At 75.8% G+C, this 23106-nt stretch carries 24 protein-coding genes; 6 read left to right on the top strand and 18 right to left on the bottom strand.

The features are described from left to right. Positions 1–26: 26 nt before the first annotated feature. The 6 genes from ABEA53_RS01200 to ABEA53_RS01175 form a co-directional block, all read right to left on the bottom strand. Positions 27–806 carry an SDR family NAD(P)-dependent oxidoreductase gene (locus ABEA53_RS01200; protein ID WP_345479079.1) on the bottom strand — a complete coding sequence of 260 codons (780 nt, stop codon included), beginning with the start codon at positions 804–806 and terminating at the stop codon, positions 27–29. Positions 807–838: 32 nt separating this feature from the next. Further along, the gene (locus tag ABEA53_RS01195) at positions 839–1393 is read right to left on the bottom strand and encodes a hypothetical protein (RefSeq protein WP_345479078.1); all 555 of its coding nucleotides are present in this window, start codon (positions 1391–1393) and stop codon (positions 839–841) included. Between the two features lie 407 nt (positions 1394–1800). Next, positions 1801–2652, bottom strand: coding sequence for a hypothetical protein (locus ABEA53_RS01190; protein WP_345479077.1), 852 nt, complete (start codon positions 2650–2652; stop codon positions 1801–1803). A 30-nt stretch (positions 2653–2682) separates the two neighbouring features. Next, entirely contained in the window at positions 2683–4803 is a 2121-nt protein-coding gene (locus ABEA53_RS01185) for a heavy metal translocating P-type ATPase (RefSeq protein ID WP_345479076.1), read from the bottom strand. After that, positions 4803–5192 (bottom strand): heavy-metal-associated domain-containing protein, encoded by a 390-nt coding sequence (locus ABEA53_RS01180; protein ID WP_345479075.1) that lies wholly within the window; start codon positions 5190–5192, stop codon positions 4803–4805. The genes ABEA53_RS01185 and ABEA53_RS01180 overlap by 1 nt, the downstream gene beginning before the upstream one ends. A gap of 47 nt (positions 5193–5239) precedes the next feature. Beyond that, positions 5240–5530 carry a metal-sensitive transcriptional regulator gene (locus ABEA53_RS01175; RefSeq protein ID WP_345479074.1) on the bottom strand — a complete coding sequence of 97 codons (291 nt, stop codon included), beginning with the start codon at positions 5528–5530 and terminating at the stop codon, positions 5240–5242. Between the two features lie 86 nt (positions 5531–5616). On the opposite strand from ABEA53_RS01175, the gene ABEA53_RS01170 reads away from it, so the two are divergent. Continuing rightward, the gene (locus tag ABEA53_RS01170) at positions 5617–6447 is read left to right on the top strand and encodes a hypothetical protein (RefSeq protein WP_345479073.1); all 831 of its coding nucleotides are present in this window, start codon (positions 5617–5619) and stop codon (positions 6445–6447) included. Positions 6448–6555: 108 nt separating this feature from the next. Here ABEA53_RS01170 and gabT read toward each other — a convergent pair whose 3' ends face one another. Beyond that, entirely contained in the window at positions 6556–7941 is a 1386-nt protein-coding gene (gene gabT, locus ABEA53_RS01165) for a 4-aminobutyrate--2-oxoglutarate transaminase (protein WP_345479072.1), read from the bottom strand. A gap of 97 nt (positions 7942–8038) precedes the next feature. Between gabT and ABEA53_RS01160 the strand changes: the two genes are divergently transcribed. Continuing rightward, positions 8039–8668 (top strand): nucleoside/nucleotide kinase family protein, encoded by a 630-nt coding sequence (locus tag ABEA53_RS01160; RefSeq protein WP_345479071.1) that lies wholly within the window; start codon positions 8039–8041, stop codon positions 8666–8668. A gap of 14 nt (positions 8669–8682) precedes the next feature. Here ABEA53_RS01160 and ABEA53_RS01155 read toward each other — a convergent pair whose 3' ends face one another. From ABEA53_RS01155 to ABEA53_RS01140, 4 genes are read right to left on the bottom strand one after another with little or no spacing between them, the layout of a single operon-like run. Continuing rightward, positions 8683–9201 (bottom strand): GNAT family N-acetyltransferase, encoded by a 519-nt coding sequence (locus ABEA53_RS01155; RefSeq protein WP_345479070.1) that lies wholly within the window; start codon positions 9199–9201, stop codon positions 8683–8685. 41 nt (positions 9202–9242) lie between these two features. After that, positions 9243–10568 (bottom strand): sensor histidine kinase, encoded by a 1326-nt coding sequence (locus ABEA53_RS01150; protein WP_345479069.1) that lies wholly within the window; start codon positions 10566–10568, stop codon positions 9243–9245. Then, entirely contained in the window at positions 10565–11227 is a 663-nt protein-coding gene (locus ABEA53_RS01145; protein WP_345479068.1) for a response regulator transcription factor, read from the bottom strand. Before ABEA53_RS01145 ends, ABEA53_RS01150 begins: the two co-directional genes overlap by 4 nt. Before the next feature lie 14 nt (positions 11228–11241). Then, positions 11242–11838 carry an amidase domain-containing protein gene (locus tag ABEA53_RS01140; protein ID WP_345479067.1) on the bottom strand — a complete coding sequence of 199 codons (597 nt, stop codon included), beginning with the start codon at positions 11836–11838 and terminating at the stop codon, positions 11242–11244. A gap of 165 nt (positions 11839–12003) precedes the next feature. Here ABEA53_RS01140 and ABEA53_RS01135 point away from each other — a divergent pair, with 165 nt between their 5' ends. Beyond that, positions 12004–12204, top strand: a complete 201-nt coding sequence (locus ABEA53_RS01135; protein WP_345479066.1) for a hypothetical protein — start codon at positions 12004–12006, stop codon at positions 12202–12204. A gap of 127 nt (positions 12205–12331) precedes the next feature. On the opposite strand, the gene ABEA53_RS01130 is transcribed toward ABEA53_RS01135, so the two are convergent. After that, the gene (locus ABEA53_RS01130; protein ID WP_345479065.1) at positions 12332–13216 is read right to left on the bottom strand and encodes an SDR family oxidoreductase; all 885 of its coding nucleotides are present in this window, start codon (positions 13214–13216) and stop codon (positions 12332–12334) included. 113 nt (positions 13217–13329) lie between these two features. Here ABEA53_RS01130 and ABEA53_RS01125 point away from each other — a divergent pair, with 113 nt between their 5' ends. Then, on the top strand, positions 13330–13905 hold the full coding sequence (locus tag ABEA53_RS01125; protein ID WP_345479064.1) for a TetR/AcrR family transcriptional regulator: 576 nt from the start codon (positions 13330–13332) through the stop codon (positions 13903–13905). A gap of 9 nt (positions 13906–13914) precedes the next feature. Here the strand turns inward: ABEA53_RS01125 and ABEA53_RS01120 are convergent, their stop codons facing one another. Together ABEA53_RS01120 and ABEA53_RS01115 are read right to left on the bottom strand one after the other, a co-directional pair. Further along, a complete protein-coding gene (locus tag ABEA53_RS01120; protein WP_345479062.1) occupies positions 13915–15384 on the bottom strand; it encodes a hypothetical protein in 1470 nt (489 codons plus the stop codon). Positions 15385–15455: 71 nt separating this feature from the next. Beyond that, positions 15456–16469 carry an aldo/keto reductase family protein gene (locus tag ABEA53_RS01115; RefSeq protein WP_345479061.1) on the bottom strand — a complete coding sequence of 338 codons (1014 nt, stop codon included), beginning with the start codon at positions 16467–16469 and terminating at the stop codon, positions 15456–15458. Between the two features lie 138 nt (positions 16470–16607). Here ABEA53_RS01115 and glgX point away from each other — a divergent pair, with 138 nt between their 5' ends. Continuing rightward, on the top strand, positions 16608–18647 hold the full coding sequence (gene glgX, locus ABEA53_RS01110) for a glycogen debranching protein GlgX (RefSeq protein ID WP_345479060.1): 2040 nt from the start codon (positions 16608–16610) through the stop codon (positions 18645–18647). A gap of 57 nt (positions 18648–18704) precedes the next feature. On the opposite strand, the gene ABEA53_RS01105 is transcribed toward glgX, so the two are convergent. Further along, positions 18705–19037, bottom strand: a complete 333-nt coding sequence (locus tag ABEA53_RS01105) for a hypothetical protein (RefSeq protein ID WP_345479059.1) — start codon at positions 19035–19037, stop codon at positions 18705–18707. A gap of 125 nt (positions 19038–19162) precedes the next feature. Then, positions 19163–19999 carry an HAD family acid phosphatase gene (locus ABEA53_RS01100; protein ID WP_345479058.1) on the bottom strand — a complete coding sequence of 279 codons (837 nt, stop codon included), beginning with the start codon at positions 19997–19999 and terminating at the stop codon, positions 19163–19165. Between the two features lie 132 nt (positions 20000–20131). Here ABEA53_RS01100 and ppk2 point away from each other — a divergent pair, with 132 nt between their 5' ends. Beyond that, a complete protein-coding gene (gene ppk2, locus ABEA53_RS01095) occupies positions 20132–21046 on the top strand; it encodes a polyphosphate kinase 2 (RefSeq protein ID WP_425550579.1) in 915 nt (304 codons plus the stop codon). A 3-nt stretch (positions 21047–21049) separates the two neighbouring features. Here the strand turns inward: ppk2 and ABEA53_RS01090 are convergent, their stop codons facing one another. Together ABEA53_RS01090 and ABEA53_RS01085 are read right to left on the bottom strand one after the other, a co-directional pair. Beyond that, positions 21050–22393 (bottom strand): CoA transferase, encoded by a 1344-nt coding sequence (locus ABEA53_RS01090; RefSeq protein WP_345479057.1) that lies wholly within the window; start codon positions 22391–22393, stop codon positions 21050–21052. 99 nt (positions 22394–22492) lie between these two features. Beyond that, positions 22493–23104: a hypothetical protein gene (locus tag ABEA53_RS01085; protein ID WP_345479056.1), complete on the bottom strand. Its 612-nt coding sequence runs from the start codon at positions 23102–23104 to the stop codon at positions 22493–22495. Between the last annotated feature and the right edge of the window lie 2 nt (positions 23105–23106).

Genomic DNA, 23106 nt, shown 5'->3' with positions numbered 1-23106 from the left:
GGCGGCACGAAGCGTGAGCAAAGAAGTCAGTGGACGGAGAAGCCGCCGTCCACGTGGATCGACTGGCCGGTGACGTAGCCGGAGGCGGGGCTCGCCAGGAAGAGGGCGGCCGTCGCGAAGTCGTCGGGCACCCCGTTGCGGCCGACCATCGTACGGGCCGCGAGCGCGGCGACGCGCTCGGGGTCCTGCTGCAGCCGCGCGTTCAGCGGCGTGAGCACGAAGCCCGGCACGAGCACGTTGCTCGTCACGCCCGAGGACGACCACGCCTCCGCCTGCGAGCGGGCGAGCCCCTCGAGGGCGGCCTTCGAGACGCCGTACGCGCCGCTGGAGACGAAGGCGCGGTGCGCCTGCTGCGAGCTGATGGCGATCAGGCGCCCGTAGCCGCGCTCGGCCATGCCCGGCCCGAACCGCTGCCCGAGGAGGAACGGCGCGTCGAGGTTCAGCCGCATCGTCGCGTCCCACACGGCCTCGTCGATCTCGGCCATCGGCGGCCGCAGGTTCACCCCGGCCGCGCTGACCACGACGTCCGGCTCCCCCGCGACGGCGACGACCGCCTCCGCCGCCGCGCGCACGGCCTCCCGGTCGCCCAGGTCGGCCGGCACCACGGCGACGTCGCCGCCGTCCGCCCGCATCGCCGCCGCGGCCTGCTCGAGGCGGTCCGCGTCGCGGGCCACGAGCACCGTGCGGGCGCCCGCCCCCGCCAGCGCCGCGGCGATCGCCCGGCCGATGCCGGAGCTGCCGCCGGTGACCACCGCGGTGCGGCCCTCCAGCGAGAACAGGCCGGTCAGGTGCGCGGCGGCGGACATCCCGGCACGCTACCGAGCCGGCGTCGCCGCGGTCACGCGCTGCCGCCCAGCAGGGTCAGCACCACGACGACGCCGAGCTGCAGGAGCGCGAGGGGCAGCAGCACGACCGCCGCCGGCTCCAGGAGGCGCTGCGGGCGGAGCACCGGGAGCCGCTGCCCGGCGACGACCACGACGGCCGCGAGCACCCCGGAGGCGAGCGCCGCCGGTGCCGCGCCCGAGGGCGATCCGCCGACGCCGAGCAGCAGCACCGAGGCGACCGCGGCCGCCGACACCGGTTGCACCGCCCGCGCCGAGACGATCAGGAGGCGCGCGGCACCCGTGCCGCGGACGGGCACGGCCGCGGGCAGCAGGAGCCCGCCGACGACGAGCGCGACCAGGAGCGCGACGGGCGCCTCGACCGCGAACGGCAGCGCCTGCTGCGCCGCGAGGAGGTCGGCCGCGCGAAGGCTGCCGGCCGCGACCGCCGCCGTCGCGAGCGCCACCAGCAGCGGCGCCTCGACCACGGCGGCGCGCAGCAGGGCGCGGCCGCGGTCGTCGCGCTCGGCCAGGAGCACCGCTCCTGCCCACCAGAGGCCGTCGGCGACCACGAGCCAGAGCAGACCGAGGGTGCCGCCGAGCAGCGGCGCGCCGGCGAGCGGCAGCGCGAGCAGCCGGAGCGCCGCGGCCGCGAGCAGNTCCTGCCCACCAGAGGCCGTCGGCGACCACGAGCCAGAGCAGACCGAGGGTGCCGCCGAGCAGCGGCGCGCCGGCGATCGGCAGCGAGAGCAGCCGGAGCGCCGCGGCCGCGAGCACCGCGGTGCCGGCGACGGCCGGCCGCCGGGGCGCCGGGCCCGCGACCGGGCGAGCGCGCAGCAGCCGAGCCGACTCGGCGAGCGGGGCGACGACCGAGACGGAGGCGGGCACGCCGACCCGCAGCCCGTCGAGCACCGCCCGCAGGGCCGCCGCGCCCGCGCCGAGCACCAGGAGCACGACGAGCGCCGCCGCTGCGACGACCTCAGGCACGCGGCAGCACCTCCTCCGTGACGGCGACCAGGATCGGCACCGCGGCGGCGTCGCGGCCGAGCAGGCGGCGCGCGGCGGGCCGGGGCGGCTCCTCACCGACGGCGGCGGCCCGCAGCAGCGCGAGCAGGCGCGGGGCGACCGCGACGCCGTGCCCCTCGCGCCGCAGCAGCCAGCGCAGCGTCTCGGAGCGCCGGACGGTGCGCTCGACCGAGCGGAGGCGCCCGCGCAGCCGCTCTGGCGCGGTGCCGCCGACCGCGAGGTCGAGCACCCGGTCCAGCCGCAGCGCGAGGGCGGGCCAGCCGACGAGGCGCAGCAGCCGTGCGGCGTCGGCCACGGGCAGCACGAACGGGCGCAGCCCGTCCGGGTCCTCCTCCTGCTCGGCGGACAGGCGCCGCACCCCCGCCGCCGCGATCCGGCCGCCGTCGTCGAGCGCGCAGTCGATGATCAGCCCTGCGGGCCAGTGCGCCCGCACCGGACCGTAGCGGCCGTCGGGTACGGGTCGGACGCCCGCCACCGCGGCCGCCGCGGCCTCCCGCTGCAGGGCGTCGTCCCCGATGACCCGCGCCGCGCTGTCGAGCACGTCGGCGAGGTCCGCCTCCGCCCGGACCGTGCGCCGGGCGCGCGGCAGCGGCACGCGGGCCCAGAGCGCGTCGACCGCTGCGGCGACCTCCGGATGCGGGGCGCCGCACACGAGCACGAGGTCCGCGTCCTCCGGGTCCGTCACGACGACCCAGCCGCGGGCGCGGAGCGCGGCCTCGGCGCGCAGGCGCAGCAGGGGCCGGCCGGGCAGCTCGACCACGAGCACGTGGACGCGGAGCAGGGCCAGCGACGCGCTCAGCCCCACCGGCGGATCCTGGGGCGGGCGGGCACGTGGTCAGTCTGCCCGGAAGCGGGTGAGTCGCAGGCTGTTGCCGACCACGAGCACCGACGACGCCGCCATCGCGCCGCCCGCGATCATCGGGTTCAGCAGGCCCAGCATCGCGACCGGCAGCGCGGCCGCGTTGTACGCGAAGGCCCAGAACAGGTTGCCGCGGATGGTCCGCAGCGTGCCGCGGGCGAGCCGCACGGCGGTGGCGACGAGCGCCGGGTCGTCGCGCACGAGCACGAGGTCCGCCGCCGCGCCGGCCGCGTCGGTGCCGCCGCCCATCGCGATGCCGAGGTCCGCCGCCGCGAGCGCCGCCGCGTCGTTCACCCCGTCGCCGACCATCGCGACGACGCGGCCCTCCTGCTGCAGCGCGCGGATGCGGGCGAGCTTGCCCTCGGGCGTCTCCCCCGCGAAGACCGTCGTGATCCCGGCCTGCTCCGCGATCGTGTGCGCCGCGCCCGCGTTGTCGCCGGTGAGCAGCACCGGCTCGAGGCCGAGGGCGCGGAGGCGCCGCACGGCGTCCGCGGACCCGGCCCGGAGTCCGTCCGCGACCTCGAGCACCCCGAGCGCCGCGTCCCCGCGCGCGACGACGACCGCGGTCGCGCCGCGCGCCTCCGCCGCCTCGACCGCGGGCCCGGCCGCCTCCACGGCGACGCCCTCCGACGCGAGCCAGCCGATGCGGCCGACGCGCACGGTCTCGCCGTCCACGCGCGCCCGCACGCCGCCGCCGGCGACGGCGGTGAAGTCGGCGACCGCCCGGGCGACGCCCGCGGTGGCGAGCGCCCGGCCGACCGGGTGCTCCGAGTCGTGCTCCGCCGCGGCGGCCAGGGCGCGCACCTCGTCGGCGTCGGCACCGCCGAGCGGCACGACGCCCTGCACGGTCATGCGGCCGGTCGTGAGCGTGCCGGTCTTGTCGAGCACGACCGTGTCGACGCGGCGCGTGCGCTCCAGCACCTCGGGACCGCGGATGAGGACGCCGAGCTGCGCGCCGCGGCCCGAGCCGACGAGCAGCGCCGTCGGCGTCGCCAGGCCGAGCGCGCAGGGGCACGCGATGATCAGCGTCGTCACCGCGGCGGCGACGCCGCGGTCGAGGTCGCCGGCGAGGGTCCAGCCGGCGAAGGCGACGACGGCGAGGCCCAGCACCACGGGCACGAAGACGGCGGAGACCCGGTCGGCCAGCCGCTGCACCGCCGCCTTGCCGTCCTGCGCCCGGGCGACGAGCCGCCCGATGCGGGCGAGCTCGGTGTCGGCGCCGACCCGCTCCAGCTGCACGAGCAGCCGGCCGCCGCCGACCGCGACGGTGCCGCCGGTGACCCGGTCGCCCGGCGCCACCTCCACCGGCACCGACTCGCCCGTCAGCAGGGAGGCGTCGAGGGCGGATCGGCCGTCGAGCACCCGGCCGTCGCTCGGCACGGTGTCGCCCGGCCGCACCACGACCCGGTCGCCGACCGCGAGGGCCGCCACCGGCACGCGCTCCTCCCGGCCGTCGACGACGCGCAGCGCGTCCTTCGCCCCGAGCGCGATGAGCGCCCGCAGCGCGGCGCCCGCCCGGCGGCGGGCGGCCGCCTCCGCGAGCCGCCCGGCGAGCACGAATACCGTGACGACGACCCCGACCTCGAGGTAGGTGTCCCCGCCCGCGGTCAGCAGCGCGGCCGCCGACCAGGCGGTCGCCGCCAGCACCCCGAGGCTGATCAGGGTGTCCATGGTGGTCGCGCCGTGCCGGAGGTTCACGAGCGCGGCGCGGTGGAACGGCCACGCGGCCCAGGTGACGACCGGCAGCGCGAGCACCGCGGCGATCCACTGCCAGCCCGGCACGTGCAGCGCCGGCACCATCGACAGCAGGACGACGGGCACCGCGAGCACCACCGCGACGATCAGCCGCAGGCGCAGCCGGCGACCGTCGCGCTGCTCGGGACCGGAGCCCGCCGGGCGCGCGCCGTACCCCGCCGCCTCCACGGCCGCCACGAGCTCCGGCAGCCGCACGGCGCCGTGCACGGTCGCCGTCTCGGTCGCGAAGTTCACGGTGGCGGTCGCGCCCGGCACCCGGTTGAGCTTGCGCTCCACCCGCGTCGCGCAGGCGGCGCAGGTCATCCCGGAGATGTCGAGGCGGACCTCGGAGGCGGTCGGCATCAGGAGGCGAGCGTGTAGCCCGCCTCCTCGACGGCGGCGCGGACCTCGTCGCCGCCGAGCGGGCGGGAGGCGGTGACGACGACCGTCGAGAGGGCGCCGGGGCGCAGGTCGACGGCGACGCCCTCGACGCCGTCGAGCGCCGTGAGCTCCTCCGTGACGCTGGAGACGCAGTGGCTGCAGGTCATGCCGGCGACCTCGAACGCCTGGCCGCCGTCGCTCGGCGCCGCCGCGTGCTGGTCGCCGTGCGCGTGCCCGTGGGCTCCGCCGTGCCCGCCGCACGCGCCGCCGCAGCCGCAGCCGCCCGCGGCCGGCGCGCTGACGTCGGTGATGCCGAGGCCGAACCCGCTGAGGCGGCGGCCGGTGATGGTCTGCTCGTTCACGTCGTCCATGCGTCGCTCCTGTGTCATCGGGGGTGGTGGTCGATCCGGTGCCGTGCTCAGCGCACGAGCCGCGCGATGGCCGCGGAGGCCTCGCGCAGCTTCTCCTCGGCGACGGGCCCGCCCTCGGCGCTCGCCTCGGCCACGCAGTGCGCGAGGTGGTCGTCGAGCAGGGCCAGCGCCACGGTCTCCAGCGCCTTCGTCGCGGCGGAGACCTGCGTGAGCACGTCGATGCAGTAGGTGTCGTCCTCGACCATCCGCTGGATGCCCCGCACCTGGCCCTCGGCCCGGCGCAGCCGCTTCAGCAGCTCGTCCTTGTTCGCGACGTAGCCGACGTGCGCCTCCTGCATGCAGGCGATGGTACCCCCCTGGGGTATCGATCGACACCGCGCGGCGTGCCGTGAGAGGACCGGGGCGCCGCGGGACACTGCCGGGCATGCGGATCCCGTCCGTCCTCCTCCTGCCTGCGACCGCGGCCTGCCTCGCGCTCGCCCTGACCGGCTGCTCCGGCGGCTCGACCGGGGGCGGCGGCGCCCCGTCCGCCTCCTCCGCCGCGGCCGCGTCGGCCGTGGACCTGGCGGGCACCACGTGGCGCGTGTCCGACGCGGACGACGCGACCAGCGGCACGACCGCGCACTTCGACGGGTCCGCGGTCACCGTGACGGCAGGCGGAGGGTCGTCGAGCTACGCGTGGAGCGCGCAGGGCGACCAGGTGCTGGTCGGCGGCGGCACCTCGGGGCTCGCCGGCGCGGCGCCCGCCGAGTGGCTGACCCGCACCGCCCGCGTGCAGCGGGACGGCGACGGCTGGGTGCTGCTCGCCGCGGACGGGTCGCGGACCGCGCGGCTCACCGCGGCCGGCGGGTCCGCCTCCCCCGCGCCCACGACGCCCGTCTCGCTGCTGCAGTCCGGCACGCCCGGTCCCGGCGTCGGCGCCACGACGGCGAAGGCCCTTGAGGGCCGGTGGACCGTGGCGGGCGCACCGACGAGCGCGATCGTCTTCGAGGCGGGGCAGTGGCAGGCGACCTCCTCCTGCGCCACGGGCGCGCTCGGCGGCCGCGGCGTCTACCGCGTGCTGCCGGGCGGGCGCCTGCTCGTCGTGCGCACGGCCACGCCGATCCGCGGCTGCCCGATCGTCCAGGGCGTGCCGCGGCTGCGGCCGAACGCGATCACCGCGATCGCCCGCGCCGCTTCCTTCCGCGTCCGTGGCGACACCCTGCAGCTGTTCGACCGCACCGGCACGGGCCTGGGCGCGCTCGTCCGCGGCTGAGCGCGGATCCGGAGATCCTCGGCGACACGCTGCACGCAGCCCCTCCGCTGCGGCGTGTCGCCAGATCGATCCGGATCCGCGCACGATCTCCGGATCCGCGAGGACGGATCAGGAGGCGGGGGTGATGCCCGGCTCGCCGACGCCCTGGAACGACTCGATGGCCTCCTCGAGCACGCCCGCGGCGTCGTCGATCAGCGCGTCGGAGATCACGACGGGCGGCAGGAGGCGCAGCACGCTGTCCCAGCTGCCGGCGTCGAGCGGGACGACCCCGTGCTCGGTCGCGTGCTTCAGCACGTGCTTCAGCAGCGCCGGGTTCGGCTTGCGCGTGCCCGGCTCGACGAGCTCGACGCCGAACATCGCACCCTTGCCGCGCACCTCGCCGACCACGTCGTACTTGTCGGTCCAGCCGCCGATGCGGGAGACGAGCGTGCGCTCGACCCGCTGCGCCTCGCCGATCAGGTCCTCGCGCTCGATCACGTCGAACACCGCGAGCGCGGCCGCGGTCGAGACCGGGTTGCCGCCGAAGGTGCCACCGATGCCGCCGGGCTGCACCGCGTCCATGATCTCGGCGCGGCCGGTGACCGCGGCGAGCGGCATCCCGCCCGCGATGCCCTTCGCGGTGCAGACCAGGTCGGGCACGACGTCGCCGTGGTGCTCGATCGAGTACCACGCGCCGGTGCGGGCGATCCCCGCCTGGATCTCGTCCGCCACGAACACGATGCCGTTGTCGCGGCAGTACTCGGCGATGCGGGTGAAGTAGCCGGGGGCGGGGATGACGATGCCGCCGTCGCCCTGGATCGGCTCGGCGAAGAACGCCGCGACGTCGCGGGGGCCGACGTGCGTCTCGATGTAGTCGATCGTGCGCTCGGCGGCCTCCTCGCCGGTCAGGCCGTCGCGGAAGGGGTAGCTGACGGGCACGGAGTAGATCTCGCCCGGGAACGGGCCCATCCCCTCCCGCTCCGGCCAGGGGCGGTAGGTCATCGCCATCGTCATGTTCGTGCGGCCGTGGAAGGCGTGGTCGAGCACGACGATCGCGCGGCGGCCGGTGAAGCGGCGGGCGATCTTCGCGGCGTTCTCGACCGCCTCCGCCCCGGAGTTCACGAGGATCGAGTGCTTCTCGTGCGTGCCGGGCGTGATCTGCGCCAGCTTCTCCGCCACCCGCACGTAGTTCTCGTACGGCGTGACCGTGAACAGCGTGTGCATCAGCTTCGTCGCCTGCTCCGCGACCGCGGCGGCGACGTCGGGGTGGGCGTGGCCGATCGTGTTGACGCCGATGCCGGAGCCCAGGTCGATCAGCCGGTTGCCGTCGACGTCGACGAGCACCGCGCCGGCCGCGTGGTCCATGTAGATGTTGGCGAGCGTGCCCGCGCCGCGGCTGACGCTGGCGACGCGGCGGGCCTGCAGCGCGAGGGAGTTCGGGCCGGGCAGGGCCGTGGCGACACGGCGCTCCTGGGGGACGGAGAACGAGCGGGACGAGCCCTCGCGAAGCGACATGCACCTAACGCTAGGCACTCGGCACGACACCCCGCCGTGAAGCGCGCGGCACGCCGGGCTGCGAGCCGCTCCCGGAAAGGTCCGGAAGAGTGGGGCCGTGCTCGACTTCGACCAGGCGCTCGACCGCGTCCTGACGCTGCTGCGCCGCGGCGACCGCGTGCTGCTCGGCATCGCGGGCGCGCCCGGCGCCGGCAAGACGACGGTGGCGGAACGGCTCGTCGCCGCGGTCGAGGCGGACGGCCGCTTCCGCGCCGCGCACGTGCCGATGGACGGGTTCCACCTGGCCGACGCGGCGCTCGAGCGGCTGGGCCGGCAGGACCGCAAGGGCGCGATCGACACGTTCGACGGCTGGGGCTACCGCACGCTGCTCGGCCGCCTCCGCGACCGGGAGCTCGAGCCCGTCTACGCCCCCGGCTTCGAGCGCGACCTCGAGCAGCCGATCGCCGCCGCCATCGCGGTCGACCCGGGCGTCGACCTGGTGGTCTCGGAGGGGAACTACCTGCTCGTCGACGCGAGCCCGTGGACCGAGGCGGCCGCGCACCTCGACGAGGTGTGGTTCTGCGACGCGCCCCACCGCGTCCGCCGGGAGCGCCTGATCGCGCGGCACGTGCTGTTCGGAAGGACGCCGGAGGAGGCGGAGGCGTGGGTCGACGCGGTCGACCTGCCGAACGCGGCGCTCGTCCTCTCCACGCGGCGGCGGGCCGACGCGGTCGTCCGCACCGCCTGACGCCGGCTCGAGGCTCAGCCCGCGAGGACCTGGAACAGCTCGTGGTCCTGCCACTCCCCCGCGATGCGGAGGAACTGCGGCGCCATGCCGATGTGCTCGAAGCCGTTGCGGGCGAGCACCCGCTGCGACCGGACGTTGTGGCGCAGGGTCTCCGCCTGCACGCGGTGCAGCCCGAGCTCGCCGAACGCGAGCGCGAGCATCTCGGCCACCGCCTCCGTCGCGTAGCCGCGTCCGTTCGCCGCCTGGTCGACCCAGTAGCCCATCGAGCAGGACTCGAAGGCGCCGCGCACGATCCCGTTCAGCCGGATCACGCCCACGATGCGGCCCTCGTCGTCGAGCACCGCCGACGCGGCGGCGGTGCCCTCCGCCCGCCGGTCGACGGCCCGCTGCAGCTCGACCCGCTGACCCGCCTCCGTGTAGAAGGCGTCGGGGCGGATCGCGTCCCAGGGCGCGAGGAAGTCGCGGTTCGCGGACTGCAGCCGGGCGATCGCCCGTGCGTCGTCGACGGTCACGGGTCGGGTGCGGCCGGGCATCCGCCGATCGTGCCACCCGGCGGCCGGGCGGCGCGCGTCGGTCACGCGGCCCCCGTGCCCGGCGCGGTCGGCACCTCGATGCCGAACACCGCCGGCGAGCGGCTCACGAGCACGGCGTCGCCGCCGACCGAGCGGGCCAGGCGGCGCGCGAGCGCGAGCCCGAGGCCGGCGCCCTCGCTGCGCTGATCGCGCACCCCCGGCTCGAACACGTCGCCGACCTCCACCGGCACGCCGTCGCCGTCGTCCTCGACGGTCACGAGCACCCGCTCGCCGCGCCGCTCGGCGGAGAGCCGCACCGCGGTGCGGCCGTAGCGGGCCGCGTTGTCGACCAGGGGTGCGACCGCCCGGCCGAGCACCTCCGCAGGCGCTGCGGCGACCAGGCCCTCGGGCACCCGGTCCACCTGCACCGGCACCGCGAGCCCGCCGCGCGCCGCCTGCTGCGCGAGCACCTCGGCCACCGTGCTCGTCGCGGCGGAGCCGGACCCGCGCGCGGCGTCGAGCAGCGTCGTCATCGCGGCGCCCATGTCGTCGGCGGCCGCGACGATGCGCTCGAAGCGGTCGTGCTCCGCCTTGCGCAGCCGGGGCGTCGCGGCGCCGAGCTCCGCCTCCCCGCGCATCACGGTGAGCGGCGTCCGCAGCTCGTGGGCGACCTCCGCAGTCAGGCGCTGCTCGGCGCGGATCGCCCGGTCGACGCGGTCGAGCAGGCCGTCGAGCACCGCGGCGAGCGCGGTGATCTCGTCCCGCGGCACCCCGAGCCCGAACCGGCGGTCGGGGCGCTCGTGCGACCAGGCGTCCGCCGTCGCGGTCATCGTCGCGACGGGTGCGAGCGCGCGGCGCACGATCAGGCCGGCGAGCAGCGTCACGCCGGTCACGACGACGACGCCCGTGATGACGGACGCGGCGATCAGGCGCCCGAGCCCGGACCGGTAGGGGCCGGTGTCGATCGCGACGATCGCGCGGCCGTCGCGGGAGCCGGGCACCAGCGAGGTCGCGCGGACGCGCCAGGAGCCCACCTCCATCACGCCGCCGCCGTGCGCGGCGAGCTGCCGGACGGTGGACCGCAGCGGCTCCGCCACGGTGGGGCCGGCGACGAGGCGCCCCGACGGATCGGCGATCCAGCTGGCGGTCTCGAACGTCGGGTCGTCCGGGTCGACCACCTGCGGCCGGCCGGACACGACCTCGACCGCGTCGCGCGCCGCCGCGAGGCGCGTCGCGAGCACCTGGTCCATCTCGTGGTCCGTGGTGCGCCAGGCGACGAGAAGGACCACGACGATCAGCACGAGCATGCCGACGGTGCTGATCAGGGCCGTCGTCGCGGTGAGGCGGCGGCGGACGGAGGCGCTCGAGCGCAGCGGTCGCGCCGTCATTCCAGCCGGAAGCCGACGCCGCGCGCCGTGTGCAGGCGCTCGGCCGCGCCGACCTGCTCGAGCAGCCGCCGCAGCCGGCGCATGTAGGAGTCGAGCGTGTTCGCCTGGACCACCGCCCCGACGGGCCACGCGGCGCCGATCAGCTCGCGGCGGCGCACGACCTCGCCCGGGCGGGCGAGCAGCGTCGCGAGCAGCCGGAACTCGGTGGGGGTCAGCCGCTCCTCCGCCTCCCCGTGCCGCACCGAGTAGCGCTCGGGGTCGAGGTGCAGGGTGCGGGGCTCGGCCGGCTGCACCGGCGCGCGGCGCACCAGCGCGGAGACGCGGGCCTGCAGCTCCGCCACCGCGAACGGCTTCACCAGGTAGTCGTCGCCGCCGGCGCCGAAGCCCGCCACGACCTCGTGCACGCCGCCGCGGGCGGTGAGGAAGAGCACGGGCGCCGTCACGCCGCTCGCGCGGAGCGCCTGGCAGAGGTCGCGCCCGTCGCCGTCGGGCAGCCCGATGTCGAGCACGAGGGCGCGCAGCCCGGAGTCGGGCGTGAACTCCCGCACCGCCTCCGCCGCGCGGTGGGCGACGACCACGTCGAGGTCGACGGCGGCGAGCGCCTCGACGACGACGCTGCGGACCTGGGGATCGTCCTCGCACAGACCGACCGCGACCATGGTGCCTCCTCGTGTCATGCGCGCAGGTGCCAGTAGTGGATCACGCCGCGGCCGCCGTGCTCGGCGATGAGCCGGTCGACGGAGTCGTGCAGCCCCGCCGGGGAGTGCTCGGCGACCTCGACGACGACGCGTCCGCCCTCATGCTGCACCCGGGTGACGACGGCCGTGTGGTCGCGGTCGCCGCTCGCGTCCCAGTCGAACTGCGCGACGTCGCCGACGGCCACCTGCGCGCGGTGCCGGTCGTCGAGCGGGGTCGCGAGGTCGGGGCGGGTGCCGAGCCAGCGCATCATCGCGGTCGAGCCGACCCAGGCGGGCGTCGACGAGCGCCGGCCGAGCACGGTCGAGGTGCCCCAGTCCGCGCTCATCGCCCACCCGCGGGCGTGCAGGGCCTGGCTGGTGAAGTCGACGCAGTCGGTGCCGCCGAGGGTGCCGTAGGCGGGGTTCGCGTGCCGCCACCACCGCTCGACGTACGCGGTCTCGCGGACGACGGAGGCGGAGCGCGGTGCGGCGTCTGCGGGCGGCACGTACGGGATCGCGCGCCAGCCGAGCACCCCCGCACCGACGAGCGCGACGGCCAGCCCGCCGCCGAGCAGCAGGGTCCGTCGGCGCATCTGCCGAAGCTACAACCGCGACCCGCCGCGGGCGATCGCCCGGCCGCGGCGCATCCAGACCCGTTGCAGGTCGCGGCCGAGCGGCTGCACGGGGCTGGCTCCGGCGGGCGGACGGGCGGATACTCCGGGGAGGCCCGTGCCGTCCGCGGGTCGGAGGAGCGCACGATGCGCAGGAGGAACCGACCCGCGGCGAAGCCGTGGGTGCACCTGACGAGCGACGAGAAGCCGTTCGACCAGACGAACGGCGCCGTCGACTTCGACGTGGAGGACGCGCACGACGCGACCGACCGCGAGGGCGACCTGCTCGCGAAGGGCGTCGCGAGCAACGCCGTCAACGCCGGCTTCTTCGGCGGCGGCCTGGGCTGACGCGCGCTCCGTCCCGCAGGGAGGTCCTCCCTGCGGGACGGAGGACGCGGGCCGGTCGCCCTCGACGTCCACCAGCCGGCGCAGCACGTGCCGCACCCTGCGAGCGCCAGGCGGCGACCGCAGGGGCTCAGGCCTGCAGGTTGGCCTCGAGGTCCGCGAGCAGGCTCAGGTGCGTCGGCCGCCAGCCGAGCGCCTCGCGGGTGCGGGCGCTGGAGGCGGGCTGGTCCATCGCGAACACCGGCCCGAGCGGGCCGAACGCCTCCTCCGGCAGCGACCGCACGGGCAGCCCCAGCTTGCGTCCGATGACCGCCGCGATGTCGCGCACCGCGTCGCCCTCGTCGTCGACCGCGTGCCAGGCGGTGCCGGCGGGCGCCTGCTCGAGCGCGAGCCGGAAGAGCGAGGCCGCGTCGAGCGCGTGCACCGCCGGCCAGCGCTGCGCGCCGTCGCCCGGGTAGCCCGAGACGCCCGTCTGCCGCGCGAGCTGGGTCAGCAGTCCGGCGAACCCGCCGGCGCCGTCGGCGTGCACCGTCCGAGGCATGCGGATCGCGGAGGTGCGCACGCCGCGCTCGGCGAGCGCCAGCGTCGCGGTCACCGTGCGGCCGCGTCCGCCGACGATGCCCTCGGTCGGCAGCGGGTCCTGCTCGGTGGAGGCGCGGCCCGGGATCCACGGGGTGCCGGACACCACGGCGAAGGGTCGGTCGCTGCCGTCGAGCACCTCGCCGATGGCGTCGATGGCCGCGGTCTCCTCCGCGATCGACCTCGCGACGGCCTCCTCGCTCGAGAAGTCGTTGCCGAAGGCGAGGTGGATCGCGCCGTCGGCCTCCTCGACCCCGGAGCGGATGACGTCGAGGTCGGCGAGCGAGCCGCGCAGGGGCGTCGCGCCGACCCGGCGGACGGCCGCCTCCGCGGCGTCGGAGCGGGCGAGCACGAGGGCGGTGTGCCCGGCGCCCTGCAGCTCGGCGACGACCGCCGAACCGATCAGGCCGGTGCCGCCGGTGAGAAAGACCTGCATGGGGACCTCCGCGAAGTGATGGGACTGAAGTCCCATCACCGTAGCACCGTGACGGGACGCCAGTCCCATCACTGGGGAGATCCTGCTGCGAGGTCGCTCCGTACGATGAGCGGGTGAGCCGTTGGGAGTCGAACGCGCGCGAGCGCCTGGTGCTCGCGGCCGTCGACCTGTTCCACGAGCAGGGCTACGACGAGACGACGGTGGCCCAGATCGCGGACCGCGCGGGCGTCACCCGCAGCACGTTCTTCCGGCACTTCCCGGACAAGCGCGAGCTGCTCGTCGCCGGCCAGGCCGTGATGAGCGCCCTGCTCGCCGAGGGCATCGAGGCCGCGCCCCAGGGGTCGGCCCCGCTCGACGCGGTCGCGGAGGGCCTGCGCCGCGCCGCCGGCGCCTACGGCCCGATGAGCCGCGAGATCGCGCCCCGCATCGAGGCCGTGGTCAGCGCCAACGCCGAGCTGCGCGAGCGGAGCGCGCAGAAGTCCGTCGGGCTCGCGGCGGCGATGGAGGCGGCCCTCGTCCGCCGCGGCACTCCGCCGGTGGTCGCCCGCCTCGCCGCCGAGCTGGGCGTGCTGGCGCACCACGACGCCTTCGTGCGCTGGGCCGCGGAGCCGGACGCGCCGACCGAGGCGATGGCCGACTACTCGGTCGCCGCGCTCACCGAGTTGCGGGCGGCGGCCGGCGCGCTCTGACCCGGGCGCCTACTGGTAGGTGATCAGGTCCGGCGTCGGGTGCACCTGCTGCAGGGTCTGCTTCGGCGTCAGCACCGGGTGGTCCGTCTCGAGGAAGTTCTTCCAGCCCCAGGCGACGTGGGGGGCACCGTTCCGGACCGCGCGCCAGGTGGCCTGCTTGTCCGGCTGCCCGCCCTGGCCGTCGACGTGGATCAGGGTGTCGAGCTCGGGCCGGTCGACGACGATCGACGACCGGTCCTGCAGCATCGTCAGCCGGAACTCGTGCAGCACGAACGGCTTCGGCGGCAGCCCCTTCGCGCGCACCAGGCCCGCGAGCCACGCGGAGGTGCGGTTCACCTCGGCGGCCGACACCCGGCCGATCTGCACCAGCGGCTTCTGCTTCGGCCCCAGCCGCCACTCCGGATCGAGGGCGAGCCCCACCCCGGGCTTCTCGAGCAGCGACGCGTACTGCTTCGCCTGGCTCAGGAAGTCCTGGCGACCGGGCTGCAGGTCGAGGATCACCGGCACGTGTGCCGCGAGCGCCGCGTCGACGTAGGGCTCGAGGCGCGCCGCGTCGACCTCCCCCGAGTAGTCGCCGTCGTCGGTCGGGCCGCCCGCGGCGACCGTCGCGATGACCTCCAGCATCGGCGAGACGGTGCGGTCGGTCAGCGCCGCGTACTGCGCGCCGAGGGCACGGACCCGGGTGAGGGTGGCGGCCTCGCCCTGGTGCCCGAGCACGCCGAGGGCCCGGTCTCCCGGGGTGCCGTAGAGCGCGACGTGCAGGCTGCGGCCGTCGAACGCGCGCTGCGAACCGCCCGCGTAGGTCCAGCCCGTGCGTGCGGCAGCGACCGACCAGGCGAGGTCCGTCCCGCCCGCGAACGCGCGGCCGACGAGCACGGCCCGGGCGTCCTTCGCGCCGGAGAGCGCGCGCACGGCGCTCGCGTCGCCGTTCAGGTCGGTCCCCTCCGGCAGCCGCACGACGCGCGCCCTGGCGGCCGTCGCGGTCGCGAGCGCCGCGACGTCGTCGTCCCCGGTCGCGACGACCACCGCCGAGTCCGGTCGGGGTGCGGGCTCCGGCTCGGTCCTCGCGGCGGACCGCGGGCGCAGGCCCGGGATGCGGAGGCCCGGCCCCACGCTCCAGCGCGCGCCGAGCCGGTGCGCCTCGGCGGCGGCGGGTCCGGTGCTCGGCGCCGGGCTGCCGGTGGAGGCGGGGACGAGCAGCAGCGGCACGTGGAGGCGCTCCGCCGTCCTTCCCGCCGCGCGCTGGGTGTCCGGGTCCCCCTCCGGCGCCAGCACCACGCCCGGTGACGCGGCGAAGAGCGCGCGGCTCGTCTGCACCGCGCGCTGCGCCGGCGACGCGGCGTCGACGACCGCGGTGGTGCGGCCGCTCGCCAGCCGCAGCGCGGGCTCGGTGGGCCTCGGCGGCTCGGGTCGGGAGGCGGTGCAGCCCGCGAGCAGCAGCGCCGAGACCAGCGTCAGGGGAAGCAGCAGGCGGCGCATCCTCCCCATCATCCGTCGGGTCGGCGCGGATCCGGACCCGTCGCTCGGGCGATCCGGATCCGCGCCGCCGATCAGGCGAGGCGGGAGGCGGGGGCGTTGGCCGCCGTGCGGCCCGCGTCGCGCTCGACGGAGTCGCCGAGCACCTCGTCGATGCGCTCCATCAGCGGCAGCGGGATCGTGACGCCCGCGGCCTTCACGTTCTCCGCGACCTGCTCGGGCCGCGAGGCGCCAATGATCGCCGAGGCGACGTTCTCGTTCTGCAGCACCCAGGCGACCGCGAGCTGCGCGAGCGACAGGTCGAGCTCGGCCGCGATCGGCTGCAGCCGCTGCACCCGGGCGAGCAGGTCGTCGCGGAGGAAGCGCTGCACGAACTGCGCGCCGCCGCCCTTCTGGTCGGTGGCGCGGCTGCCCTCGGGCGGCTGCTGCCCCGGCTTGTACTTGCCGGTCAGCACGCCCTGCGCGATCGGCGAGAAGACGACCTGCGAGATGCCGAGCTCGGCCGACGCGGGCACGACCTCGCCCTCGATCACGCGCCAGAGCGCGGAGTACTGCGGCTGGTTCGACACGAGGCGGAACCCGAGCTGCGCGGCGAGCGCCTGGCCCTCCCGCAGCTGCTCGGCCGTCCACTCCGAGACGCCGATGTAGAGCGCCTTGCCCGAGCGCACCACGTCGGCGAACGCCTGCATGGTCTCCTCGAGCGGGGTGGAGCGGTCGTAGCGGTGCGCCTGGTACAGATCGACGTAGTCCATGCCGAGGCGGGTCAGCGAGCCGTCGATCGACTCGAGGACGTGCTTCCGCGACAGCCCGGTGTCGTTGTGCCCCGCGGGTCCCGTCGGGAAGTACACCTTCGTGAACACCTCGAGGGAGGCGCGCCGCACGCCGGAGAGCGCCCGGCCGAGCACCTCCTCCGCCGCACCGTTCGCGTAGGCGTCCGCGGTGTCGAAGGTCGTGATCCCCGCGTCGAGCGCCGCGCGCACGCAGGCCGTCGCCGCGTCGTCCTCGACCTGCCCGCCGTGGGTGATCCAGTTGCCGTAGGTGATCTCCGAGACCTTCATCCCCGAAGCGCCCAGATGCCGGAACTCCATCGCGTCCTCCTCCGTGCCGGGCTGCAACCTATCTCGGCCGCCCGACAGGCGATTCCCGGCGAAGCACGGACCGACGCCCAGCCGATGCCGGTGCACCGCTCAGTACCGTGATGCGCCGCTTCCAACGAAAGGTGTCGGATGCCGACCACCCGGTCCCTGCCCTACCCCCTCGGCGTCACGCTCGTGGAGGGCGGCGCGAACGTCGCCGTCTACTCCGAGAGCGCGACCGAGGTCTTCTTCTGCGCGTTCGACGGGGAGACCGAGACCCGCACCGCGCTGCCCGACCGCACCGGCTACGTGTCGCACGGCTTCGTGCCGGACGTCGTCGTCGGCACCCGCTACGGGCTGCGCGTCGACGGTCCGTGGGACCCGGCCGCGGGCCTGCGCCACAACGTGCACAAGCTGCTGCTCGACCCCCACGCCCTCGCGATCTCCGGCGACTACTCCTGGGACCAGCGGCTCTTCGGCCACGACATGACCGAGCCGACGGAGCGGGACGACACCGACTCCGCCTCCGCGATGCCCCGCTGCGTCGTCGTGGACCGGGCGTTCGACTGGGGCGACGACGTCGCGCCGCGCGTGCCGCTCGAGGAGACGATCGTCTACGAGACCCACGTGAAGGGCTTCACCAAGCGCCTGCCGGGCGTGCCGGAGGAGCTGCAGGGCACGTACGCGGGCCTCGCCCACCCCCGGGCGATCCAGCACCTCGTCGACCTGGGCATCACCTCGGTCGAGCTGCTGCCGATCCACCAGTTCGTGCAGGACAACACCCTGCTCGACAAGGGCCTCTCGAACTACTGGGGCTACAACACGGTCGGCTTCTTCGCCCCGCACGGCGCCTACAGCTCCGCGGGCGACTCGGGCGCGCAGGTCGCCGAGTTCAAGACGCTCGTGAAGGCGCTGCACGCGGCCGGCCTCGAGGTGATCCTCGACGTCGTCTACAACCACACGGCGGAGGGCAACCACATGGGCCCGACGCTGTCCTTCAAGGGGCTCGACAACCCGGCGTACTACCGCCTCGTCGACGAGCAGAAGGACGCCTACTTCGACACCACGGGCACCGGCAACAGCCTGAACACGGCCCACCCGGCCGCGCTCGGGCTGATCATGGACTCCCTCCGCTACTGGGTGGAGGAGATGCACGTCGACGGGTTCCGCTTCGACCTCGCGACGACGCTGACCCGTCAGGGCGCGGAGGTCGGGCTGCGCAGCGCGTTCCTCGACCTGACGCTGCAGGACCCGGTGCTCGCGCCGGTGAAGCTGATCGCGGAGCCGTGGGACACCGCGGGCTACCAGGTCGGCGAGTTCCCGGCCGAGTGGTCGGAGTGGAACGGCAAGTTCCGCGACGACGTGCGCGAGTTCTGGGGCGGCGTCGACAGCCAGCTCAGCACCACGAGCCAGCGCATCCTCGGCAGCCCCGACGTGTACCAGCCGGACCGCCGCTCTCCGCTCTGCAGCGTGAACTTCGTCACGGCGCACGACGGCTTCACGCTCGCGGACCTCACGGCCTACAACTCGAAGCACAACGATGCCAACGGCGAGGACAACAACGACGGCGAGAGCGACAACAAGTCGTTCAACGGCGGCGCGGAGGGCCCCACGGAGGACGAGGCGGTGAACCAGCGGCGTCTGCGGCAGCGCAAGAACCTGCTGGCCACGCTGCTGCTGTCGACCGGCGTGCCGATGCTGCTCGGCGGCGACGAGATCGGGCGCACCCAGGGCGGCAACAACAACGCCTACTGCCAGGACAACGAGATCTCCTGGTTCGACTGGAAGAACGTGGACGTCGACCTGCTCGAGTTCACGCAGCTGCTGATCCGCCTCCGCCGCGAGCAGCCCGCGCTGCGGCCGAAGTGGTACCGCTACGCCCCGGCGGAGGGGGTCGTCGACGCGGTCGTGCTGGCGCGCTCCGACGGCGCGCCGTTCGCGGACGAGGACTGGGACAACCCCGACGCCCGCACCATCGCGTTCGTGTTCGAGCACGAGGGCGCCGACGCGTTCGCGCTGCTGCTGAACTCCGCGGAGAACGGCGTCGAGTTCCAGGTGCCGAAGGCGCCGCACGGCGAGTGGGAGCTGGCGGCGTCGAGCGACCCCGACCAGCAGGTGGCGGGCGAGGTCACGACGCTGATCGTGCGCGACGCCTCCTTCACCCTGCTGCGCTCCCCCGCCGCGGCCTGACGACGCTGCTCCGTGCCGGCCGCACCGCGGTCGGCACGGAGCGGAGTCCGTGCCCCGCTAGCGGACGAGGTCCGCGGCGGTGCGCCGCGCGCTGACCCGGGCGAGGGCCGCGGCGAGCAGCACGTTCACCGCGGCGACCGCGAGCACGGCCGCCAGCACGATCGCGCCGAGCGCGAGCGACGGCGGCCCCTGCAGCGCGGGCAGCGCGAACGCCGCGGCCAGGACCCCGATCGGGCCGAGCGGCACCGCGACGACGGCGACGGCGAGCGGCTGCACAAGTCCCGCCGCGACGAGCACGAGCATCAGCACGGCGAACGCCGCGACGGCACCGACGTAGAGCGCGCCGATCGTGGGTCGGCGGCGGTGCGGGACGAGCAGACCGGCGGTCATGCGCACGATCCTGCTGCTGGGGCGGCGCCTCCGGCAGCCCCGGTTCCGGGCACATCAGGCGACTTCGCTCACGCTTCGTGCCGCGCCGCCTCCGGTCGCGCGGCACGAAGCGTGAGCGAGGATCCTCAGGGCAGGTAGTAGTTCGGGTTCGGCAGCTTGAAGCGCTTGTCGGCGAAGCCACCCTTGAGGTCGGAGTACTGGTCGCCGAAGTTGGCGACGATGTCGTACCCGAGCGACTCGATGTGCTTCCGGGTCGCGGACTTGTACTCGATCGTCGTGCACGCGTCGCCGCCGCACGCGGTCGTCAGGTACGACGGGTAGTCGGCCAGCGCGGGCTTCGTGTAGAGCCCGTCGTCGGCGCCCTTCGGGTCCGTCGGCTCCGGGTAGCCGGCGTCGACGCCCACGTTGTCGTCGGTGAGGTTGCCGAGCGTCGCGGCCTCCTGCGCGGCACCGCGGCCGGTGAGGAAGAACACGGCGTAGCCGTGCGCCTTCGCGGCCTTGACGAGCTCCACCATGCCGGGCACCGCCGGGAACCTCTGGTCCGTCACGTACTCGCCGTTGGTGGCGGGGTTGTAGGCCCAGTTGCTCGCGACCTCGTAGTTCCAGGTGGCCAGCGCGGTGTCGTCGACGTCGAGCAGCACGGCCTTCTGCTTCCCCTTCGCGTGGCGGGCGTGCAGCAGGTACTGCGTCGCGCGCTGCTCGACCCGGTGCACCTCCTTCACGTAGTTGGAGTGCGCGCCGATGACGCCGGTCTTCAGCGGGTCGCCGTAGTAGTTCGCGATCTGCTGGCGCAGCACGTCGATGTTGGTGACGTCGGCGGCGTGCTTCGGCGTCGTGGTGCGGATCGCGGGTTGGACGGTCGCGCCGACGGCTGCGCCGCCTCCGGCGAGCAGGGCCGCGGTCGCGAGGGCGATCGCGACGGTGCGGCGGGGTCGATGACGGGCGCTGCGGAGCAGGGACATGGCGGTCCTTCCGATCGGGCGGGTGGCGCGTTCACGCTATGCGGCGGCTCGGACGGCGCGCCAGGCCGCGTGCCGGGCCGATCCTCCGGCCGGGGTCACCGGACGTTCATCCCCGCTCCCTACGGTCCGGGAGTGATCAGCACCGTCGACCTGTCCGACCTCCTGGGCTTCCGCGTCCTCGACGAGGACGACGACGACCCCGTGCTGGTCGACCGCGACGGCGGCGCCATCGACACGTGGCGGGAGGGCTACCCGTACGACGAGCGGATGGACCGGGACGACTACGAGGCGCAGAAGCGGCTGCTGCAGATCGAGCTGCTGAAGCTGCAGAAGTGGGTGAAGGCCGAGGGCCGCCGCCTGGTGATCGTGTTCGAGGGCCGCGACGCCGCGGGCAAGGGCGGCACGATCAAGCGGTTCACCGAGCACCTCAACCCGCGCGGCGCGTCCGTGGTCGCGCTCGAGAAGCCGAGCGAGCGCGAGAGCACCCAGTGGTACTTCCAGCGCTACGTGCAGCACCTGCCGGCCGCGGGCGAGATGGTGCTGTTCGACCGGTCCTGGTACAACCGCGCGGATGTGGAGCGCGTGATGGGCTTCTGCTCGGACGAGCAGTACGACCGGTTCCTGCAGGACGCGCCCCGCTTCGAGCGGATGATCACCGCCTCAGGCATCGATCTCGTCAAGTTCTGGTTCTCGGTGTCGCGCAGCGAGCAGCTGACGCGCTTCGCGATCCGTCAGGTCGACCCGGTGCGGCAGTGGAAGCTGTCGCCGATGGACATCGCGTCGCTCGACAAGTGGGACGCGTACACGGCGGCGAAGGAGGCGATGCTCGCGACGACGAGCACGCCGGAGGCGCCGTGGACGATCGTGAAGAGCAACGACAAGAAGCGCGCGCGCCTCGAGGCGATGCGCTGGGTGCTCGCCCGCTTCCCCTACGCGGACCGCGACGACGAGGTCGTCGGGGAGCCCGACGGCCGCATCGTGGGCCCGCCCTCGGTCGTCTACGAGGTCGGCGAGCACGTGACCCTCGAGGCGCCGAGCGCCGCCTGAGCCTCAGGCGGGCCAGGAGGGGGCCGCGCTGCCGAGGGGCGCGGGGCCCGCGTCGAAGCGCAGGTGGACGCCGTCGACGCGCAGCGGGAACGGCAGGAGGGCCGCGGCGCCCCAGGGCGTGTCGATCGCGCCGCCCTGCGGCACCGCCGGCGCCGTCTCCGGCGCGGGCTCCGGCGCGGGCTCCGCCGGGAGCAGCTCCGCCGCGGTGCGGGCGAGGGACAGGAACGCGGTCGATCCGCTGCCGCCGCGCAGCCGGTCGCGCAGCCCGGCGACGGCGGCCGCCGCCATCAGCCAGCCGGTCGCGTGGTCGAGCGCCTGCACGGGCAGCGGCACCGGGCGGTCGGCGCCGGTGACGCGCATCCCGCGCTCGGCGATCCCCGCGGACATCTGCACGAGCGAGTCGAAGCCGCGACGGCCGGTCCACGGGCCGGACCAGCCGTAGGCCGTGAGCGCCACCTCGACGAGCCCCGGTCGGATCCGCTGCCGCTCGGCGTCGCCCAGCCCGATGGGCTCGAGCGCGCCCCGGCGGTAGCCGTGCACGAGCACGTCGGCGCCCGCCAGCAGCTCGGCGAGCCGCTCACGCCCCTCCGGGGTCCGCGCATCGAGGCGGGCGGGACGCTTGCCCAGCGTCATGTCGGGCGCCACGGCGGGCTCGTCCCAGCCGGGCGGGTCGACGCGCAGCACCGTCGCGCCGAGCGCCGCGAGCGCCCGCGTCGCGACCGGGCCCGCGATGACCCGGGTGAGGTCCAGCACGCGCACCCCGGCGAGCGGGCGGGAGGGATCCGGTCGCCGGTCGACCGGGGCCGGCACCGTGTGCAGCCGGTCGATGAGCGGCTCCCGCTGCGCCGCGGCGCCCTGCGGGTGCGCGAGCCACGCCTCGGGCGAGCGCATCGTCGCCGCCGCGCCGCCCGCCGCGACCACCGCGGACTCGAGGTCGTCCGCTCCCCACCCCGCGACGCGGGCGGCGATCGCCTCCCGGTCCGGCGCCGCCTCGAGCACCTGCAGCGCGGCCGCCCGGTGATGCGGCGCGTTCGTGTGCAGGCGGATCCAGCCGTCCGCCGCGCGATAGTCGCCGGCGATCGGGTCCCACGGCGAGGGCGGCGACCAGTCGATCGGCGTCAGCGCCTGCCGGAACCACGCGCCGACGAGCGGGGCGTCGACCGCGGCGCTCGGCGCACCGCCCGCCTCCCGCAGCAGCGCGACGACGGCGTCCGCGAAGGCCGCGACCGCACCCGTGGCGAGCGCGTCGACGTCCCACGCGGCGACGAGCCCGGTGGTGCCGTGCACGCCGGTCTCCGCAGCGGTGTCGAGGAGGCGGGCCGACTCGAGCTGCACCGGGTTCACCATGCGTCCGGAGTCTTCCGCGCGGCGACCGGGAACCTTCCGAGAGTCTCCGCACACGTCGCGCGGTCCGCATGCCGACCGCGCGACGCCGCAGGGACCGCGTCAGGCGGGCACGTCCTCCCCGCCGAACCAGAGCACGCGCCCCGCGGTCAGCGCGGCGTGCAGCGCGCCCGCCAGCTCGAGCGCGTCGGCCCGGTGCGCCGCGGGAGGCAGGTGGTCGCCCGAGCCGCGCCAGGCCCGCTCGCGGCGCACGAGCGCGGCGTCGAAGCGGTCGAGCGCGGGCTCGACGGCGGCCGGCGTCCACGCGACCGGACCACCGGTCCGCAGCAGCACGGGCACGCCGGACGTCCGCGCCTCGAGCCCGAACGCCCCGCGGTCGCGCAGCCCGCCGTCCCCGCCGCCGGCCAGGCACCACACGGTCCAGGCGTCCCCGAGGCCGCGCTGCACCCGCGCGGCCAGCGCGAACGCCTCCGCGCCGAGGTCGCGCCACTCCCGCGCCGTCACCGGGACCGGCAGCTCGTCATCCGGATCCGCAGCGGTCTCGCAGCGGTCGTTCCAGTCGGCCAGGTCGTCGCGCAGCGCCTCGGCCAGGCCGAGCTCCCTGGCGTCGATCGGCCCGACGTCGAGGTCGTCGCTGCGCGACCAGATCGGCGAGTGGGCGCACGTGTACTCCCACATCACGAGCACGGTGCGCTCGCGACGCCGGTCGGCCACGG

Origin of the sequence: Amnibacterium soli, assembly GCF_039544415.1 — a bacterium.
GTDB classification, from domain to species: Bacteria; Actinomycetota; Actinomycetes; order Actinomycetales; family Microbacteriaceae; genus Amnibacterium; species Amnibacterium soli.
This window is presented reverse-complemented; position numbering and strand designations above follow the sequence as displayed.